The organism is Carboxylicivirga fragile (genome assembly GCF_050589805.1).
GTDB classification, from domain to species: Bacteria; Bacteroidota; Bacteroidia; order Bacteroidales; family Marinilabiliaceae; genus Carboxylicivirga; species Carboxylicivirga fragile.
This window is the reverse complement of the sequence record NZ_JBNGOY010000045.1, coordinates 19725-40239: the sequence shown is the minus strand read 5'-3', so window position 1 is coordinate 40239 and position 20515 is coordinate 19725. Positions and strand designations below refer to the sequence as shown.

Here is a 20515-nt window from a genome sequence, read left to right as displayed (position 1 = left end):
GCTCTTGCTTGCATAAGTTTCCGACACTTATTTTTTTGTTATTTTTTGAACTTTAAGCTCTTCTCCATTCTGCACTTCTAAGAAATAAATACCTTGCGCTAGCGACTCCAAATTGACTGTCATTTGTTCACCCAGCAATTCCTGCTCAAATGCTTTCACTAATATTCCAGAAGCATTACTAATTCTAACTTTCACATTAGCATTGTCAACATCTTCCATCTCAATATTTAAAAGGCCATTGGTTGGGTTTGGATAAACCAGGAATGATTTATAATCTTCACTATCCACAGCTGTACGGTGATCAACAAAAACATTAAAGCTGGTCTCTAATTTCTCACCATACTCATCAAAGGCAGTAATTTTCATACTTCCCGATCCCAAGGCCTTGGTCTGCATACTAATAGTAGAAGTTCCTCCAGTGTAGATATCAACAATATCAGACCCTTGCCGTTCCATTTGGAATAAAACCATATCACCATCCGGATCAATAATGTATTCTGACAGATCTATATTGTAGCTTTCTTCTGTCTCAAGAATATAATATTGATTCCCAATCTCTGGACTTTCGATTGGCGCTCTGTTCACATCTGATACTGCTACATCAATTATAAAACTATTTTCATTACCATATGAATCAGTTCCAACAACTACTATTTGATGTACACCTGCTCCATCGTAATCAGGCGCAAAAGTGACTTCCAAAGCATTATCATTTGAAGAAGCAGTCACATACTCATACTCTTCCTTTAATTCTAAAGTGAACGAATCACCTTCTTCATCAATAGCAACAACATTATGCACTAAAACATCTGCTTCATTAATGGCATAATAAATATTGTCACCATCGGTAAACTGAGGCCCTTTGTTACGGTTAAGAGTAATAATTAATGTATCAATTGGTGTAACTGGATCGTTACTCTTCACCAACATATTAGCAATGTTAATACCTTGCTCAGCATACTCTGCTATAAAGGTCATATCAAGTTGATTTGATTCACCTGGAACAATAGTTCCTGTTTTCTCAGAATCCAATATGGCCCAAATATTTGATTTATAATCCTTCTCGGCAGCTTTCATTATCCATCCCATATCTTCGTAACCAGCGTCTACTAGTTCAAATATGGTTTCATCATTTCCAAAATAATAGCGATCAACTATTGGTTCTTCAACATCAAAATGTCCCAGTGGATAAGCTAAATCTTTATCAAATTTAAACATCACAAAGAACTTTTCATTCGGATAGAAAAGTAGGTTCTGATCTAGTTCGAAGATTCTGAATTCGCCTTCTGTATTAGCTTCCGACTCGTTTATTTCATAAGTTTGCGAATACAATAAAGTGGCATCTAATAATTTTTCGGCCCCACCATAAATTAGAACCTCGATATCGGCTTGCAAAGTTTCACCCCAGCCAATCCATGCCATGGCATGTGTTAAATTAAAACCACTAGCTGGTGCATCATAGGCCGTAGCAGCATAAAATCTAGCACCTCCACCAAAACCAATCATTCCAGTTGGTTCGTCTACCGTTTCATATTCGAGTATTCTGTTGTATTCATCAGTATCCAGACCTTCAACCTCGGTGCTTTTCAGGTGATTGCTTTCAATAGTTATTGATGCTATTTCTGGTACGATATTATCACTTGCATTGTTAATTACTGCTGATGTTGTCGAGTTGGGCTTTGGCTCAGTTGCTCGCACAAAGTCAAAGTCAATCTCATAAGTTAAATCGGCTTCACCTTTTATATTATCCAATACAACAGACTCGTTAATAATTTCATCCTCGCTATTCGTAAATATCTCAAGACCTTCGGACTGAATATTCACCACTGGTGGATTGGTGTAAGATGCTGAAACAGGAATCTTATACAAGCCCCCCTCAAGGTCGCAGTATACCACAACGGTGTCTACTATGCTCTCTGGCATTGTCGCCTTAACTCTCAGATTAAAAGTCTCGCTATTCTCAGGTTTTAAATAGGTATTTAAGTTCTTACGAGAAAGATCAACCCATGGATCTTCAGCGCCAGACGTTCCATATTTATCCTGATCGCCCATAACAGTTAAACCGCTTGCTCGTTCCTGTAAGCGCATTCGTGTGATAAAGATCTTCTCAGTACCTATATTGGCAAGTGTGAAGTTCATATCATAAACTCTGGCTGATGTCGAATTATCTTCTTCATTCACCTCATCATAAATAAAAACCTCGCCTAGTTTCAAACTATCTCGTAGTTCTATCTTTTTATTTCCAATAACTGTCATTGTTACCGGCAGAGCATAATCAGGGGCATCAGGTGTGTTATTTGTTAAAAGTAAATCTTCCTGATAAGCACCACCATAGACGCTTCTTGCATCGTAGGTCAATTCAAAACTCTTACTTGAATTAGCGTCTATCTCGTATTCTTCAACAGGAACAAATGTGATCACCGAACCATCCTTAATAAGATTAGCTACAAATTGTGAGGGCGCATGACCGATAGTGCCATCAGGATTTTCAATACCCGCAACACACCATTGTGTTGTTGCTTCCTCCCATGGGAAGTAGTACATAAATTTGATGTTTCCATTGGCATACAGTACTAGCTCAAAAGAGACAGGATGTCCCATGCCAAATAAATTCTCATATTCCTGAAATTGAATCACTACCTTGTCATCAAATTCCTGATAGTAAGTCCCTGTGGTTGGATATATCTCTAACCATGCCGGGCCTATAGGCCCCCAAAGGGGTGCGATAAAATTATCGGGAGCGTCTTCACTTGGAATTAAATCTTGAGGTCCAAAAGTTAAGGCTTCATCTGTTTTTTCAAACATGATAATTCCATTAAACCCAATATAAACAGAATCTTGCAAGTTGCCATAGAATGGGAACTCAAATGGTAATTTCTCTACTCTCCAAAATTTATCTGTTTCGTACATATCTCCCGGATCAAGTCGCTTTCCGGTTTCTCTAATATCTATCCAATTATCATAACTTGAACCAGCTATTTCTTCAAAGGTGACATGATAATCCACATTTTCTGTCTGACCCGCGTAGCCTTGCTCAACAATTGATAGCCACTCATTTCCAACAGGTGAGATTTTCATTGGGTTTTTACCTGTATTATCAATAGATAACACAGAAGATTTACTAGACCCAAAATTCAATGTTTCGCTCAATTCATTTATCGAAGTGGATATTATTGGAGCTTCAACTACATTGCCATGGACAGGAATTTGATAGGTATTTCCAAGTTTATCTGTAAATATCAATACATCGTCTTTATTACCTATCTCATCACTATTGATGGTGATGATGTACTCTACCCTTGAGTTTGGTTTTAACTCAACAGGTAAATAGCCTTCAGCTGTGTAGTTTCCATTCTGGAAGCTGATGCTTTCAATTGTTCCAATGGCTTTACCAACATTACTAATGGCGAAGGTTTTTATTACAACATCACGTTGAAAAACATTCCCAAATTCTATCGTTTCAACATTATACTGATAATCAACATCACCACCAGAAACAATATTCAAATTAATACTATGCACAGCAGGATTGGTCACCGGATCATTACTAATCACATTGATACGCTCTACAAAATCATCTACAAACAGATCTTTTGTGTCAACCACATAATCCAACTGCACACTTTCTCCCACTTGTAATGTTCCAAATGGATTGGTCACACTTTGCACCGAACCAAGACCTGGATAACGGAAATACATCATATACCCGGTTGTTGGTGGCATGTCAGATATTAATCGACTTTCAAAAGCTCCACCATTATCAATATCAGGAGAAATAAACCCATTCAGCAATATGCCATCATTCAATCCTTCATCAAAAATGGATACTTGCATAGAAGTACGATAACCCAAAGCACTTTTGCCATAAGGTATTGTTCCTAAATCTTTATAATTAATTTCAATATCACCACTAATTAATAGGATGATTTGGAAAGTGACATTGGTGTATTGCAGGGCATATTCTTCATTCAAATATTCCGCTGGAATCTTATCGTATTGTACCACAATCCTATCCGGATACTTCTGATAATAAATAGCACCACCCTTGGATAGATCCATTTCCAATCCGTAGGCACATATTAGTTTACTGGCTTGTGTTGAATTACCATACATAACTGGTTGAGAATTAAACCAACCATCGGTAGTAAAGCTTAATGCTCCTTGTTTTGTTATATATACCGTATCTTCCTTTTCCTCAAAAAATGGAAAGTCAAAACCAATAGGTACATCTATATATGTTGTTTTAGCATTGCTAGCAAACTGTTGCCCTACCTCAATACCAGTTGAAGAAATATCAACCCAGTCAAATGCATTAGTAGTTTCATCACCTTCAACTTGTCCTGCCGCATAACCAAAAAGGTGAACCAGTCCTGTATTATTTCCATTCAAATTAGATCCATCAGCAAATTTCGGCACATAGTATTTTAATGGATATTCTCCATCATTTCTTAATGTAAACGATCCATTCACCACATCGCCTAAATTTAAATCAGAGAAGGTATTCTCTGCTGGTTCCACTGTTGCAACCGGCGGATTAGTACCTACTCCAAATAAATTAAATTTATATTGGTTCCCATCCTTATCGGTTAAGGTTACCAAGGAATTACTTGCGCCTGCAACTTTTGGCCAATAACGGAATGATAAAGTCTGGCTACGCTGGGCATATATAATACTAGGTTCATTATGAGTTAACTGGAAATCAGGATTTGATATCTGCACATCTATTGTTGAGTTACCTGCAAACGCACCTAATCCACTGTTTGAAATTTCAATGCTTGTTGCTGTTGATTCGCCAACAAAAACATTTCCAAATTCAAGTACATTTTCACTTTCGAGTATTGGCTTATTACCAGTTACGGTAAAATTAACCGGTAAATGATTAATTTCTTTACCTGTTTCATTGGTAAGGAAAGAAAGCGTTGCCTGGTAATCACCATTAATTAATTTGGATGCATCAAGATCGACCTGAATATCCTGACCAGAATTGGCCTGAACGACACCTTCTCTTGGAGATAACTTAAGGTACGTTTCAAGTGGTTCGTAACGACTCCAAGCCGCTACATCCCAGACATAATCAGGACTAAACACCTCACCGAGATTATCCCACGTTTGTCCCATATTATTACTGTAAAACTGAAAATCTGTAAAGTCTGAATAGTAACCCCACGAAGCCATTAAGGGATAACGATTATTAGCAGGAACATGTATAACCATAAAAAATACATCACCACTCTCGAAAAACACTTGTTCGGTCATTTCTACAAAATGCCATATGGTCTCTGCTTCAGGAACATACTCCTGAGCATATATTCGTTTAGCACTTTCCATTTCAATGCCTTCATACAATTCCAAAATAACGGGTCCATCCAATGGCGTATCTGGATAATTGGGAAGATTCAAGGCAAATTCAAAGTGAGTCATATTAAAACCTTGTTCACGAGTTAACTCAAAACGTGTTGCCATTGAATTGGTATACTGAAGATCAACATCTCCAACAGTCACCATCGAAGCGGATAAATAATCAGGGTGAAAATAATATAAATCATCATTTTCAACTGGTTTTTGTGCATACGGCACTATCGAACTAGCATAGGTATCGATAGGTGCTGATCGCAATTCTGGAAGTTTTGAGGCAGAGTTTACAAGCGGGTAATTAAAGGCCTCAACAGAATACGTATCCGTATTTTTTATGTGACGTTCAGAAACTTCCCATTTTAGTACACCTTCACCAACGTTAAGTAAGTCAAAATTGGTCGTTGCATCTGCTCCTTGAGTAACATCGATATTAAAAGTTATTTCCGGCACTGAATAGGCAACTTCAGGTCCCTCATTAGTAGTACCAACTACTTTATTTGATAACGCACTGGCGTTTCCCCATCGATCTAAGCCTTTTACCGAAAAATAATATTCGCTTGTAGCCTCTAAACCACCTAGTTCATAAGAAAACTCATGACCAGCTTGGTTATTATTTTTAACTAGCACTTTTGCGGCCAAATCAATATTTGATTCATCAAAATCAACTGTGGAATAATATATTTCAAAAAATGAAGCTTTATCGTCATCTTCATCAACAGGTACCGTCCATTTTAAACTGGCAAAATCCTGAGAAATACCCTTCAATTCTAAATCATCAATAACATTAGGAGGAATACCATTGTTTAAGCGTAAAGCTAGTTCGGCATCTGTACCACCTAATCCCATCATACCAAATCGTTCAGCATTCCCAGGTAATGTATCCAAAACATTCGTTCCACCTAGCAAATGAACCTTTAAGTCATCAACCGTAAAGTCATCACCTCCATGTTCCGAAACAATAAGAGCAGCCACACCTGAAACGTGCGGACATGCCATTGATGTGCCATCCAGGTAGGCGTATCCATCGTAATTTATTGTACTCAGAACACCGAATTCAGTCCCAAATGCATTTTCTCCACCTGGGGCTGTGATATCAATATAGGTTCCATAATTGGAGTAATCGGTCATTAAATTTGTTGGACCTGTTGCGCCAACAGCCACAGTAGGTTCATAAGCAGCCGGATAATGTAATCCACTACTGCCATTATTTCCGGCAGCAAAAATGGCGACACCACCCTTCATTGGGCTACCAGGATAATTTCCAGCCTCTTCAATAAAATAATCAATGGCGTCCAAAACGGATTGTTCATAATCACCATCGGTTTGCCATCCCCAAGAATTTTGTGAGATAACAGCTCCCATATCGGCAGCATACACAAATGAACCAGCTATATCAGGATACTGGTCTCCCCCAATAATTTGGCAGCCCATAATTCGAACGCCATCGCCAGCTCCAGTGCCGCCAGCTACGCCAGCTACACCAATACCATTATTATTAACAGCAGCAACCGTCCCTGCAACATGGGTTCCGTGGTCCGCAGCCACAAAATCTCCTGTCCCTGATGTAAAATTAAAACCATAAACATCATCGACATAACCATTCCCATCATCGTCAACACCTTCTGTACCATAAAGCTCAGCTTCATTAACCCACATATTGGCGAGCAAATCCTCGTGATCGTATTGAATACCTTCATCGTGTACAGAAACAATCACATTGGATTGTCCCGCCTGCGTTTCCCAAGCCTTATAGAGATTAATATCGGCACCTTCAGTAACATCGCCGTCACCTGTATTATTGTAATGCCATTGGTCAATTAAAATGGGATCATTAAAAGGCAAAGTTTGCGTTGATTTCATTGCTGCAGCAGTAGCTTCATCCATATGCGTAATAGAATATGGGACCAATTGCTTTTCATAGTATGGTTCTGCCACGTCAATATCACTGACATGACTATAAGACTTCACCAATTCTTTTATATCCTGATCATCTTCTATCTCTATTCGGTACCATAAATGCAAACCATGTTTTTGATGGCGCGTCTCAAATTTGGGCGAATAGGGGAATACCCGCTCCATCTTATTAACCTTATGCTCAACATTTAACTTATCAATGGCAGTTACTCCCACTTTGGCAATACCATCCACAGAAAAAGATTTTAAACCTTGCGGACTAACCACCACCTCAGGTCTAAGCTTAACCTTTATGGCACCTTTTAGGACACCGTTTTCATATTGCTGGAGAGTTTGAGCATTACTTTGCATTCCTAATAAACCTAGTAGGAAAACAATTGCGACACTCAATTTATACTTTGTAAAGTAGTTCATTTTGTTGATTTTATAAACTGATTTATTTCTTTATATTTTTCATTTTCTCTTCCTGCCACAGACGATTCACTTTTTCTAAAAGCTTTTTAAAAGCAAGGTTCTCTTCTTCTTTCTTTCTTATCAGCTCCTTTAATTCTTCATCCGTGATTTCGTTTTCCTTAGTCATACCAAAAGATATTTTCACGTGGTTTTGTGAATAGGTTAATGTTTCTGTATCTGAAATCATTTGCTAATTAACGGGAAGAAAAAGAGAAAGTCATAAAAAGTGCAATAACATGAGCATAGGAGTTCAAAACAATACCATAGCTATTATAAATATCACAGTAAACATTCCATAACACCACCTTTACAAGCCAATGCTATAAATCTGTTTTACTGTCACTTTACACCTTAACATTAGGACATTTACAAAACAACACCTATTAAAGTAATACTATATAAAATCAGGACTTAAGAACATATTGCATTTGCTATATCGTGCAATTTTTAACACAACATTGCTATTTGTGAAAATATTGAAGCCAAAAAAACAGGCTGATTAATTCAATATTTGAAGTTTTAGTTAACTTTTATTAACAGAACAAGATGTTTAACGTATATTTGGTATAAATTGAAAATCTGCAACTTTGAGAAAAATCACAACACACATATTACTAAGCATTTCGCTCTTTTCTTTTGCTCAGAATCAAGTATTGGTGGACAGCTTGGAAATTGTCATCGAAAATTCAACAAGCTCCACGGCAAAATACAAGGCTTATGAAGAGCTTTTTAAAAATTATTACCTAAATGATTATGGAAAGGCTTTAGAAGTTGCCCATCGTTCATATGAGTTATCCCTCGCAGAAAAAAATATCGAAATGCAAATATCATCCATGCACAGATTGGGTAATATTAAACTTTTCATGGGACGCTATGAACAATCTATTGAGTATTATTTCCAAGCCTTAAAACTTTTAGATAAATCGCCCAATAGGTATAAAGAATTTGCTTTTTATAATAACATTGGCATCAATTACGATCGAATCCAAAGGTATAATCTAGCCCTCGAATATTACTTTAAAGCACTTGAAATATTCAACTCGTACCATCAGTCATTTGACAAAAAAATTAACACCAATGAATTGCATACGCAGATATATAACAACATTGGAAATGTTTACGAAGTTAAAAATGACAATGGCAAGGCAATTCAATATTATAAAAAGGCTTTAGAAATTTCAAGTGAGGATGATAATCCAATTACCATGAGTCAACTATTAAATAATCTTGGTAAAATTTATAGAAAAACTAATGATTATCCTCTTGCAAAGCAATTTTTAGAAAGAAGCCTTAATATAAGACTTAGTATTAATGATAATACAGGAGTCGTTAAATCCTATTACAATCTGGCCGAATACTATCTTGCAATTAATAAGCCAGATAGCGCATTGTTAATGATTGAAACTGTAACTCCTCTTTTAACTCTACTTCAATCGCTTGAATTAACTAGTACTTACCATGCGGCATTGCATCAAATACACCTCACTAAAAAGGACTATCAAAAAGCACTTATGGAGTTTACATTGCACAAACAATTTGCGGATAGTTTGCTCAACAAACAAAGCTTAATGCAAATATCTAACCTTGAAGCACAACAAAAAATTGAAAATATTGAAAAGGGCTATGAACTCGAACAAGAGAAAACAAAATTTAGAAACACACTTTTATTCATTGGTTTACTTAGTATAGTATTAATAGCCATTTTTATTATCTCGATAATTACACTTCAGAAAAAAAGAATTAACATAAAAAAAGATGCGCTAGAGGCTGACCTTGACTACAGAAACAAAGAAATGGCAACCAATGTAATGTATCTAGTTCGAAAAAATGAATTAATCAATAACGTTGCGAAAAGATTATTAAACCTTAAGGAAAACCTTAAAGAAGAGAACAAAACCCCTATAAACTCAATAATCTATGAGTTGCAAACAGAAATAGACAAAGAGGTATGGGGCGAATTTGAGATGCGTTTTCAACAAGTTCATAAAAACTTCTACGGCAACTTGCGCGACTCCCACCCCGATTTAACGCCTGCGGAAGAGCGCTTATGTGCCTTCCTTCGTTTGAACATGAGTAGTAAGGAAATAGCAGCCATCAATCATCAAAATGCAAAAAGTATTGAAGTGGCCAGGGCTCGTCTTCGTAAGAAACTAAATCTTACCGGAACAGATACCAACCTTATATCCTACCTCGCTGAATTTTAATTCAATTATAGATGGTCTAAGATAAAACTCTACGAAGGATAAACTAAATGAAAACCAAGCATATTCATTTTCAAGAAGGAAAAGCCATTAATTATGTTACTGAGCTACAGAAAATATATGGTGGTAACATTGAGGACAATAGGTTACTTGTTGAAAGAGGTCGCCTACGTATTTACGCGGAAATAATATCTGTATTTGATACTTTTGAAATAATGTTGATAAGTGTAAATGCGCCCGAAAATATCGTTTTACATCGCACACCTGATAATAATCCTGACCTGATTCATTTAAATGTTATTAAAGAAGGTGAATACCTTCAAACTTTTGAACAGGAATCAGCACAAATGCAATCCGGCACCCAAAATGGTGTTTTCCTTTATGATGCCCTCTTTCCTATAACAATTGAAATTCCAGCTAACACAAGTCTTAAAATAATCGGATATAAATTTGACATTAGTCACAAAGCTGCCACTCTTCATGATGCTTTTAGCTGTATCCATCCACTATTTAAAGAAGAGAATGGCGTTGCCTATCACACTACGCTTTCGCAAGAGAGTGAACGCTTATTCAAGGACATTATCCACTATAACACAAAAACCAAACACCGAAAGGCTTTAATCGTATCAAGAGCAATTGAGTCATTCACGATACTGGCAAGTAATCTTGAAAATCTGAATAACACGGATGATTTAAATGGCTTACATGCTGAAGATTACCAGCGCTTACAAAGCATAAAGCTTGAATTATCCACCAATTTTGAGGAAAGAATTACCATTGAACAGCTCGCAGACAAACATGGTGTAAGTGTTTCAAAACTAAAGCGAGACTTTAAAACCTTGTTTAATTGCTCCATTTCTCAATTTTATACTAATGCAAAAATGGATGAAGCCTTTCGACGCTTGAGATCCGGCAACTTTTCTGTATCTGAAGTAGGATATGATATGGGCTATAGCAATCTATCTAAATTCTCCGAAATGTTTAAAAAAATTAAAGGCATTTCACCCCGGGATGTGAACAAGCTGAATTAAACTCTGAGCGAATCAGAGCATCGAATGAGCTAAAATGGATATTAATCATGATGCTAAGCATATACTTTTGAGGTATAACTTATAAATCATGAATTATGGTACATCTTCTTTTTTTATTACTCATTATCAGTCCGCTTAACGATGTGGATGAGACCGTTTATTCCTTCAGTCCTCCAAATGACATTTCAATCATCGAAATCATCGATTTCTTTGATGAGGACTAATCAAACATTGTAAAATTATTTACACTAAAAGCTAAACAAAAATGGCTTTTAAAAGTTATATTAGCGTTATTACATATTTGACTTTCTTGTAATTAATATGGAAATTCAATTCATGGTTACATTATCAAACAGATAAACACAAAACGCCTAATAATTACTTTATTAAAACTTTTAACATGAAAAAGCTATTTTCGTTAAGCCTTGTACTGGCAATGTGCGTGGCACTAAGCGCTCAAAAAGACAAAAAACCTAATATCCTAGTTATCTGGGGTGATGATATTGGATGGGCCAACATTAGTTGCTACAACCATGGAATAATGGGCTATAAAACGCCTAACCTCGATAAACTAGCAGAAGAAGGTGCCATGTTTACCGATTGGTATGCACAACAGTCTTGTACTGCAGGTAGAGCTGCATTCATACTAGGTCAACATCCTTTCCGCACAGGACTTTTAACCATAGGAATGCCTGGTTCAGCTCAAGGTATAAAAGAAAACCAACCAACAATAGCTGAGCTACTAAGACCCTTAGGTTATACCTCAGGTCAATTCGGAAAAAACCATTTAGGCGATCGGGATGAACATTTACCAACCAATCACGGATTTGATGAGTTTTATGGTAATCTTTACCATTTGAACGCAGAAGAAGAGCCTGAAACTTATTATTATCCTAAAGATCCGGCTTTTCATGAAAAATATGGGCCTCGAGGCGTTATTCGCTCAACATCTGATGGACCAATAAAAGATACGGGTCCAATGACACGTAAGCGAATGGAAACGGCAGATGACGAGTTTACTGATGCAGCCATTGAGTTTATTGAAAAAGCGCACGCCGAAGGTAAGCCATTCTTTGTCTGGCTAAGTGCCACACGTATGCATGTATGGACTCGACTTAAGCCTGAATCAGAAGGTGTAACGGGCATTGGTCTATACCCTGATGGAATGGTTGAGCACGATGGCCAAATTGGACGCGTACTCGACAAACTGGAGGAGCTAGGCATTGTAGATAACACCATGATCATGTATTCTACGGATAATGGCGCCGAGAAATTTACCTGGCCTGATGGCGGAACAACGCCTTTCTACGGTGAAAAAGGAACAACCTGGGAAGGTGGGTTCAGAGTGCCAGCTATTATCAAATGGCCTGGTGTTATTGAACCTGGAACCGTTTCGAATGGGATTTTCTCTCATGAAGACATGATGCCTACCATTATGGCTGCAGCAGGTGTACCTGACGTTAAAGAAAAACTACTAAAGGGTTATAAAGCGGGTGACAAAAACTTCAAAGTGCATCTCGATGGTTATAATCTGATGCCTCATTTTAAAGGAGAAGTTGAGAAATCACCTCGCCATGAGATTTTCTATTTCGATCAAGGAGGAAACTTAAATGCTATTCGCTACGACGATTGGAAATTACATTTCACCATACTTGAAGGAGCTATTAATACTGCTTACAGAAAGCAACCAGCGTGGCCAATTTTAATTAACCTAAGAGCCGATCCATACGAAACAGCTTGGAAAGAATCAGCCATGTATATCCGTTGGTTTGCTGATAACATGTGGACTTTTGTTCCTGCTCAACAAATAACAGGCGAATTCTTACAAACATTTGTTGAATTTCCACCGGTTCAAGGTTCATCGCTAGGGATTGATAAAGTCTTACAGAAATTACAAACAGCACCATCTCCTGGCCAATAGTTTAATTAGAAACATAATTTAAGAGGGTGCCAAAAAACTAAACGCGGTCATCGAGCGAAGTCGAGATGAAAATTTAAAAACATTGATTATCATTAAATAATCACTTCGACTCCGCTCAGTGAACGCGTACTTTTAATGTTTTTGGGAACCCTCTTTTTTTTAAAACACTTTTTGAAAATGAAATTCAAATATTTTCAGCTCATAACAGGTCTTGTTCTTCTTACTTTTTTAACACTTGCTTGTCAAGTCGAATCAAAACAAGGTATTGTCAAAGCAAATGAGGCTCTACCTTCATGGACCAATGACTCGAGCGTTAAATCAGATATTCTGAACTTTGTGTCTAAAGTAAGTGATAGTAATTCACCAGACTTCGTGCCTATCAAAGATAGAATTGCCGTATTTGATAACGATGGTACACTTTGGAACGAAAAGCCTTTGTATATACCTGTAGAATACGAAATTTCGTACATAAAGGAAGCTGTTAAAAACAATCCTTCCATGTTAGAAAATAAGCTATACAAGGGATTAGCCGAAGGAGACCTGGCAATCATGAAAGAGTACAGCACCTTTGAATTAATACATCAATTGTTTGCCGCTCATGAGAATCAATTGGAGGATGAATATAAAAAGTCAGTATATAAATTCCTTACCCATTCCAATCATCCTAAATTCAATCGTCCTTTTAAAGAGATGGTATACCAACCCATGATTGAGCTGGTACATTATCTTCAGGATAATGACTTTAAAGTATATATTGTAACAGGTGGAGAAATCACTTTCGTAAGAACTGTATCAGAGGAAATCTACAACATTCCTGTGGAAAATGTAATTGGAAGTAGTGTTGTATTAAAATATAACAATGAGTCCAAGTTGGTTAGAACTGAAATGGTACAATCGGCCAATGATAAACACATCAAACCAACAAACATTGAATTACACATTGGTAAAAAGCCAATTTTTGCAGCAGGCAATAGTGATGGTGATTATGAAATGATGGAATACACCTTATCTGGGGATGGGCCATCAATGGCTATATTGGTGAATCATGATGATGATGAACGTGAATACAACTACATGCACGGAACTGAGAAAGCAGTAAATGATGCTCCGGAGAAAGGTTGGCATGTAGCCAGTATGAAAAATGACTTTAATAAAATCTTTCCAAACTAACTTAGAAAACAAATTCTTCTAATATTGTAAGTGGGTGTTTACGACACCCACTTTTTTTATATTTTTGCCTCATGTCAGAGTTAGCGGCTCAAAATATAACCTATTTACCAGGCGTTGGTCCCAAAAGGGCTGAACTGCTTAGGCAAGAATTACAGATAGCTTCGTATGAAGATTTACTGTATTACTTCCCATATAAATATGTGGACAGAAGTAAATTCTATGCTATCCGAGACATCAATGCTAAACTCCCCTACATACAAGTAAGAGGTCGTTTAACCTCATTAAAAACAATTGGAGAAGGCAGGCAAAGTAGACTAAGCGCGATGTTCTCCGATGGTACCGGTGTTATTGAGTTGGTATGGTTCAAAGGACACAAATACGTCAAAGATAATCTCAACTCTGATTTTGAATACATCGTATTTGGCAAACCGACTTCCTTCAATGGACAATTCAACATTGTACACCCTGAGATGGATAAGGTGCATGATGGTAAAGTGAAGATCGCAGCTGCTCTGCAAGCCTTTTACAATACAACTGAAAAGATGAAACGTGGTTTTTTGAATTCAAAAACCATTCATAAAATGCAGCAAAATATCTTTCTCTCATTTCAAGGAAAGATACCAGAAACCCTTCCGGCATTTATCATTCAGAGATACAAGCTGCTTCAACTGCACGAAGCACTCAAAACAATCCACTTTCCGCTAAATGCAGAAATTTTAGAGAAAGCGCAATTCAGACTAAAATTTGAAGAGCTGTTTTATATACAAATGAATATATTGAAGCAACGTAACCAACGTAACAAATCAATTGTTGGGCACAACTTCAAAACGGTTGGCAATTATCTACTTTCATTTTATGAGCAAAAGTTGCCCTTTGAACTAACAGGCGCTCAAAAACGCGTGATCAAAGAAATACGCCGCGATATGGGTTCGGGCAAACAAATGAACCGCTTGCTTCAAGGCGATGTAGGCTCGGGAAAAACACTTGTGGCCTTAATGGTTATGCTTATCGCTTTGGATAATGATTTTCAGGCATGTTTAATGGCGCCCACCGAAATATTAGCCTCGCAGCATTTTGAAACCATAAGCGAAATGCTGGAAGGATTAAATGTAGAATGTGCTTTATTAACCGGATCGACAAAGAAAAAGGAGCGTCAGCGAATAGATGAAGACCTGCAATCCGGGAAACTACAGATACTGATAGGCACACATGCCCTAATAGAGGATCGCGTAAAATTTAAGAACCTGGGATTAGTGGTGGTTGATGAGCAGCATCGTTTTGGAGTGGCTCAACGAGCGAAATTATGGCGTAAAAACACAAACCCACCGCATATATTAGTAATGACAGCAACGCCAATCCCTCGAACATTGGCAATGACCATCTATGGCGATTTGGATGTTTCTGTTATTGATGAACTACCTCCGGGACGTAAACCAATAGAAACAGCCCATTACTTTCATAACCGTCGAAATAACCTCAATAAATTCATAAAAGGTGAATTGGACAAAGGACGACAGGTATATGTGGTCTACCCACTCATCGAAGAATCGGAAAAATTGGATTTTAAAAACCTTGGGGAAGGTTTTGAGTACATGCAACGCATCTTTTCTGATCATAAAGTAGGAATGGTGCATGGCAAGATGAAGCCAAAAGAGAAAGATGAAGCCATGCAAGAGTTCTCATCAGGACGTTCGCACATCTTGGTTTCAACAACAGTTATCGAAGTAGGCGTTAATGTGCCCAATGCATCCGTAATGGTTATAGAAAGTGCCGAACGCTTTGGACTCTCTCAACTGCATCAGCTAAGAGGGCGCGTTGGTCGAGGAGCAGACCAAAGCTTTTGTATATTAATGACCAGCTACAAACTATCAGAAGACACGCGTAAACGAATGAATATAATGACCAGTTCAACGGATGGCTTTGAAATTGCCGAAGCGGATTTAAAGCTTCGTGGACCAGGTGATTTAGAGGGCACCCAACAATCGGGCTTACCTTTTAATTTAAAAATTGCCAATTTAGGCAAGGATGGTCAAATTTTACAATTCGCTCGTCAGGTTGTGGAAGCAATACTCGCGGAAGATCCACATCTCGAAAAGGACGAAAACCACCTCTTTATAAAACAACTTACCAAGCTTTCAAGGGAAAAAATGAATTGGAGTTTAATTAGTTAAACGGCTTGAATTTGATTTGAGATTTTTTTAAATTAAAGGATTAATTTAATTAATCATTGATCCTATGACAAAAGCAGATGCCTCGTATATCCGAAAAATAAAGGAGTATGAAGAACTCATCAATGCCTTTGTTAATACATCTAATCGATCCACATATAATCTGGGCAAAGATTTTTTTAAAGTAATGGTTAAGCGCCTTGCTACAACGCTTAACGCCAATCATGTTTTTGTAGGTAAACTTATTAAGCAATCATCCATTGATGCTATTTGTTTATATTCTAACAATAAATACATTGATAATTTCTCATATAAATTAAAGCATACACCTTGCGAACAGGTAGTTGGACAAACGCCTTGCACCTATTCTAAAGATATCCAATCTTACTTTCCTGAAGATCAATTATTGATCGATATGAATATCGAAGGATACACAGGAGTACCATTATTCAACTCAAACGGAAATGCCATAGGTATTCTTGTTGCCTTATTTGAGAAACCAATTAAGAATCCAAACTTTGTTGAATCCTTATTATTGCATGTAGCCTCAAGGTGCAGTGCTGAATTAGAGCACCTCGACTACAAAGAACGCTTGTACGAAGTAAACAAATCGCTTGAGCAAAATAATAAGGAACTATTAAGAGCAAAACTATTCGCTGAAGAAAGTGACCAATTAAAAACTGTTTTCCTGGCAAATATGAGTCATGAAATAAGAACACCAATGAACGCAATAAATGGCTTTAGTGAATTATTGGAAAGTGAAAACGACATTGAAACAATTAAGCAATTTTCAACCATCATAAGAACGAATTCAAATTACTTATTACGGTTCTTAAATGGCATTTTCGACATGTCAAAACTAGCTACAAACCAATTTGACATTAAAAAAAATGAATTTTCAATCAAAACCCTTTTTACAGATATTGAAAGTGAAATCAACTTCACTCATACTAGATCTCGAAAAGAAATTGAGTTTGTAATGCTTAACGATTGTCCCATTAATCATGAAATAATTTCAGATTATGAACGACTAAAACAAGTTATTCACCAGTTAATCGATAATGCTTTTAAGTTTACGAGTGATGGCAAAATTCAATTGCATTTTAGCATTAATAATCAAAGCATGTTAAAAATTGCTGTATCAGATACAGGTATAGGTATTCCTGCGAAAGATAAAAATGAAATTTTTGAAATGTTTAAAAAAGGACACTCAACCGGGAAACCATCAACAGGAACTGGAATCGGTCTAGCTATCTCTCAGGGAATTATTCACTTACTTAACGGAAAAATAAGTATTGAAAACATTTCAGGTTACACAACAACGATTTCGATCCTAATTCCATCAACTTCCAATTAGACTTTCGAAAAATTGGCTCAGATTCTCTGATAATTAATTAGGGATTTTTTTCTTTATAAAAGAAAGAAGACCAAGGCATTAAGCTTAAAAATGCATTAGTAAACTATACGATAGGTAATTAACTGTAAGTTGAGCGCCTTATTTTTATTCATTCTAAATACAAATACCTCTACCTTTTACTGAGAAAACCTTTACATTATTACATTTGTGACCCTATGAACCAAGGATTGGAATGGCTGAAATAGATTACATAGAACACGAAGGCATTGTTGCAGAGGTGAATCCGCAACAAATAAAGGTACGTATCTCCAATGAATCGGCGTGCGCATCTTGTCATGCTAAAGGTTCGTGTACTACAGCCGACTTACAAGATAAGCTCATTGATGTCTATCAATCTATAAGTGACATTAATGTGGGTCAGAAAGTTATGCTACTAGGCAAAAAATCATTGGCCCCTAAAGCTGTATTACTGGCTTATATTTATCCAATACTCTTGATTCTTGGCACATTGATAAGCGTATTTTACACAACTGGTAACGAATTGTTAGCCGCCGGACTTTCACTTCTTATTTTGGTTCCGTATTTTACAATTATCTATTTGAATAAGGATAAACTGAAACGAACTTTTACTTTTACAATAAAACATCAAATCAACTAAATATGAACGTTGTTCTGATAACCATAATTTCATTAGGAGCATTAGGCACATTAGCTGCCATTATACTCTATTTTGTGGCTCAAAAATTCAAGGTTTTTGAAGATCCACGCATCGATCAGGTAGAAGAGGCTTTGCCTGCTGCTAATTGTGGAGGCTGTGGTTTCCCAGGGTGTAGAGCATTTGCTGAGGCCATGGTTAAGGCCGATGACATTTCTGATCTTAACTGTCCGGTTGGTGGAGCCGACACCATGAGTGCTGCAGCAGCTATTTTAGGAAAAGAAGTTGAAGCAGCGGCTCCGATGGTAGCAGTAGTGCGTTGTAACGGCACTTGCGAAAACCGACCACGCATTACCAACTACGATGGTGCTACGTCTTGTACGATAGCGTCTTCGCTGTATGGAGGTGATACGGGATGCTCATATGGCTGTTATGGCTTGGGCGAATGTGTTGATGCTTGTGCTTTCGATGCCATGTACATGGATGAAAAAACTGGCCTGCCAGTTATCATCGAAGACAACTGCGTATCATGTGGAGCATGTGTTGACGCTTGTCCGAAAAACATTATTGAATTACGTAAGAAAGGCCCTAAGAGCCGTCGCATTTACGTATCGTGTGTTAACAAGGACAAAGGAGCACCAGCTAAAAAAGCATGTTCAGTAGCTTGCATATCGTGTAAGAAATGTCAGAAGGCGTGTCCGTTTGAGGCCATCACCATCGATAATAATCTAGCATACATTGATTACGAAAAATGCAAGTTATGTCGTAAATGTGTTACGGAGTGCCCAACCAACGCCATTCACGAGTTGAATTTTCCACCTAAGAAACCAAAGGTAGAAAAGCCAGCACCTGAAGCAGCGGAATAGAGTTAATTTAAAAGTTATTCAAACAAAATAAAATAGGAGGATCAATGTTAAAAACATTCTCACTTGGAGGGGTTCATCCAGCAGAAAATAAATTTTCAGCTGGTAAAAAGATTGAAGTCTTGCCCATCCCCGAACAAGTTTCGGTTCCTATTGCTCAACATATTGGAGCGCCATCAGAACCTGTCGTGAAAAAAGGCGACGAAGTAAAGGTGGGTCAACTAATTGCCAAATCAACTGGCTTTGTTTCAGCCAACATTCATTCGCCTGTTTCAGGTAAAGTTTTTAAAATTGATGATGTACTGGATGCTAGTGGATACAAGCGAAAAGCAATCATCATTAAAGTAGAAGGTGATGAGTGGAACGAGGACATTGATCGCTCTGATGACTTAAAAACCGACATCACACTTTCGGGCGAAGAAATCGTTAAGAAAGTAGGTGAATCTGGTATTGTTGGACTAGGTGGTGCAACATTCCCTGCGCAAGTTAAATTATCAGTTCCTCCCGGAAAAACTTGTGACGTACTTATTCTTAATGCTGTTGAGTGCGAGCCATATTTAACTGCCGATCATCAATTAATGATGGAAAAAGGGGAAGAGATAATGATTGGCACTGAAATTCTGATGAAAGCTTTAAAAGTAACTAAAGCCATCATTGGAATTGAAAACAATAAACCAGATGCCATCGCTCACATGAGTGAGTTAGCTCAGAAGCACGAAGGTATTACTGTTGAATCTTTAAAAGTTCAATACCCTCAGGGTGGAGAGAAACAATTAATTGACGCGTGTATTAAACGTCAGATTCCTTCGGGGAAATTGCCGATTGAAGTAGGTGCAGTAGTGCAGAATGTAGGAACTACTTTTGCGGTTTACGAAGCCATTCAAAAGAACAAACCTCTTTTTGAACGTGTCGTTACAGTGACTGGTAAATCTATTGAAAAACCTTCTAACTTCATGGCAAGAGTTGGTACACCTGTATCAAACTTGATTGAAGCAGCTGGTGGCCTTCCTGAAGATACTGGAAAAGTGATAGGCGGCGGTCCTATGATGGGAAAAGCACTATCATCAATTGATGTGCCTATCACCAAAGGAAGCTCGGGTATATTAATCATGCCTGAGAAAATTGCAACACGCAAACCAGTACAAAACTGTATTCGCTGTTCGAAGTGTGTATCTGTTTGTCCAATGGGCTTATCACCATATTTGCTAATGACTGTTTCTGACAAAGCAGTATGGGATAGAGCAGAGGAAGAAAAAATAATGGATTGCATCGAGTGTGGATCATGTAGTTACACATGTCCATCGAGCCGACCTCTATTGGATTATATCCGATTAGGCAAAGGTAAGGTTGGGCAAATCATGCGTAGCAGAACTAAATAGCTAATGGCTGGCAGCTATTAGCTATCAGCTTTTAGGAGGTCAATTATT

The 20515-nt window shown here is 37.5% G+C and carries 12 protein-coding genes; 10 read left to right on the top strand and 2 right to left on the bottom strand.

Features of this window, described 5'->3' with window-relative positions:
• Window positions 1-27: 27 nt before the first annotated feature.
• The gene (locus tag ACRD7B_RS17635; RefSeq protein WP_430825937.1) at window positions 28-7683 is read right to left on the bottom strand and encodes a S8 family serine peptidase; all 7656 of its coding nucleotides are present in this window, start codon (window positions 7681-7683) and stop codon (window positions 28-30) included.
• 22 nt (window positions 7684-7705) lie between these two features.
• Window positions 7706-7849: a hypothetical protein gene (locus ACRD7B_RS17630; protein WP_430825936.1), complete on the bottom strand. Its 144-nt coding sequence runs from the start codon at window positions 7847-7849 to the stop codon at window positions 7706-7708.
• Window positions 7850-8309: 460 nt separating this feature from the next.
• Between ACRD7B_RS17630 and ACRD7B_RS17625 the strand changes: the two genes are divergently transcribed.
• The 10 genes from ACRD7B_RS17625 (at window position 8310) to rsxC (ending at window position 20467) form a co-directional block, all read left to right on the top strand.
• Window positions 8310-9926 (top strand): tetratricopeptide repeat protein, encoded by a 1617-nt coding sequence (locus ACRD7B_RS17625; protein ID WP_430825935.1) that lies wholly within the window; start codon window positions 8310-8312, stop codon window positions 9924-9926.
• A gap of 47 nt (window positions 9927-9973) precedes the next feature.
• Window positions 9974-10954: a helix-turn-helix domain-containing protein gene (locus tag ACRD7B_RS17620; RefSeq protein ID WP_430825934.1), complete on the top strand. Its 981-nt coding sequence runs from the start codon at window positions 9974-9976 to the stop codon at window positions 10952-10954.
• Between the two features lie 95 nt (window positions 10955-11049).
• Entirely contained in the window at window positions 11050-11178 is a 129-nt protein-coding gene (locus ACRD7B_RS17615; protein WP_430825933.1) for a hypothetical protein, read from the top strand.
• 176 nt (window positions 11179-11354) lie between these two features.
• The gene (locus ACRD7B_RS17610) at window positions 11355-12875 is read left to right on the top strand and encodes an arylsulfatase (protein WP_430825932.1); all 1521 of its coding nucleotides are present in this window, start codon (window positions 11355-11357) and stop codon (window positions 12873-12875) included.
• Between the two features lie 177 nt (window positions 12876-13052).
• Complete coding sequence (locus tag ACRD7B_RS17605; protein WP_430825931.1) at window positions 13053-14045, top strand: HAD family hydrolase; 993 nt, start codon at window positions 13053-13055, stop codon at window positions 14043-14045.
• Window positions 14046-14116: 71 nt separating this feature from the next.
• Window positions 14117-16216, top strand: coding sequence for an ATP-dependent DNA helicase RecG (gene recG / locus ACRD7B_RS17600; RefSeq protein ID WP_430825930.1), 2100 nt, complete (start codon window positions 14117-14119; stop codon window positions 16214-16216).
• 64 nt (window positions 16217-16280) lie between these two features.
• Window positions 16281-17570, top strand: coding sequence for a sensor histidine kinase (locus ACRD7B_RS17595; protein ID WP_430825929.1), 1290 nt, complete (start codon window positions 16281-16283; stop codon window positions 17568-17570).
• 232 nt (window positions 17571-17802) lie between these two features.
• The gene (locus ACRD7B_RS17590) at window positions 17803-18228 is read left to right on the top strand and encodes a SoxR reducing system RseC family protein (RefSeq protein WP_430825928.1); all 426 of its coding nucleotides are present in this window, start codon (window positions 17803-17805) and stop codon (window positions 18226-18228) included.
• Between the two features lie 2 nt (window positions 18229-18230).
• Window positions 18231-19091, top strand: a complete 861-nt coding sequence (locus tag ACRD7B_RS17585) for a Fe-S cluster domain-containing protein (protein WP_430825926.1) — start codon at window positions 18231-18233, stop codon at window positions 19089-19091.
• Between the two features lie 44 nt (window positions 19092-19135).
• Window positions 19136-20467, top strand: a complete 1332-nt coding sequence (gene rsxC / locus ACRD7B_RS17580) for an electron transport complex subunit RsxC (RefSeq protein WP_430825925.1) — start codon at window positions 19136-19138, stop codon at window positions 20465-20467.
• The last annotated feature ends 48 nt before the right edge of the window (window positions 20468-20515 follow it).

What these genes read in the sequence shown, in the direction of transcription:
- recG (WP_430825930.1), top strand. Translation starts at nt 14,117, where the DNA reads ATGTCAGAGTTAGCGGCTCAAAATATAACCTATTTACCAGGCGTTGGT.
- ACRD7B_RS17635 (WP_430825937.1), bottom strand. Translation starts at nt 7,683, where the DNA reads ATGAACTACTTTACAAAGTATAAATTGAGTGTCGCAATTGTTTTCCTA.
- ACRD7B_RS17610 (WP_430825932.1), top strand. Translation starts at nt 11,355, where the DNA reads ATGAAAAAGCTATTTTCGTTAAGCCTTGTACTGGCAATGTGCGTGGCA.
- ACRD7B_RS17615 (WP_430825933.1), top strand. Translation starts at nt 11,050, where the DNA reads ATGGTACATCTTCTTTTTTTATTACTCATTATCAGTCCGCTTAACGAT.
- ACRD7B_RS17590 (WP_430825928.1), top strand. Translation starts at nt 17,803, where the DNA reads ATGGCTGAAATAGATTACATAGAACACGAAGGCATTGTTGCAGAGGTG.
- rsxC (WP_430825925.1), top strand. Translation starts at nt 19,136, where the DNA reads ATGTTAAAAACATTCTCACTTGGAGGGGTTCATCCAGCAGAAAATAAA.
- ACRD7B_RS17630 (WP_430825936.1), bottom strand. Translation starts at nt 7,849, where the DNA reads ATGACTAAGGAAAACGAAATCACGGATGAAGAATTAAAGGAGCTGATA.
- ACRD7B_RS17585 (WP_430825926.1), top strand. Translation starts at nt 18,231, where the DNA reads ATGAACGTTGTTCTGATAACCATAATTTCATTAGGAGCATTAGGCACA.
- ACRD7B_RS17595 (WP_430825929.1), top strand. Translation starts at nt 16,281, where the DNA reads ATGACAAAAGCAGATGCCTCGTATATCCGAAAAATAAAGGAGTATGAA.
- ACRD7B_RS17620 (WP_430825934.1), top strand. Translation starts at nt 9,974, where the DNA reads ATGAAAACCAAGCATATTCATTTTCAAGAAGGAAAAGCCATTAATTAT.
- ACRD7B_RS17605 (WP_430825931.1), top strand. Translation starts at nt 13,053, where the DNA reads ATGAAATTCAAATATTTTCAGCTCATAACAGGTCTTGTTCTTCTTACT.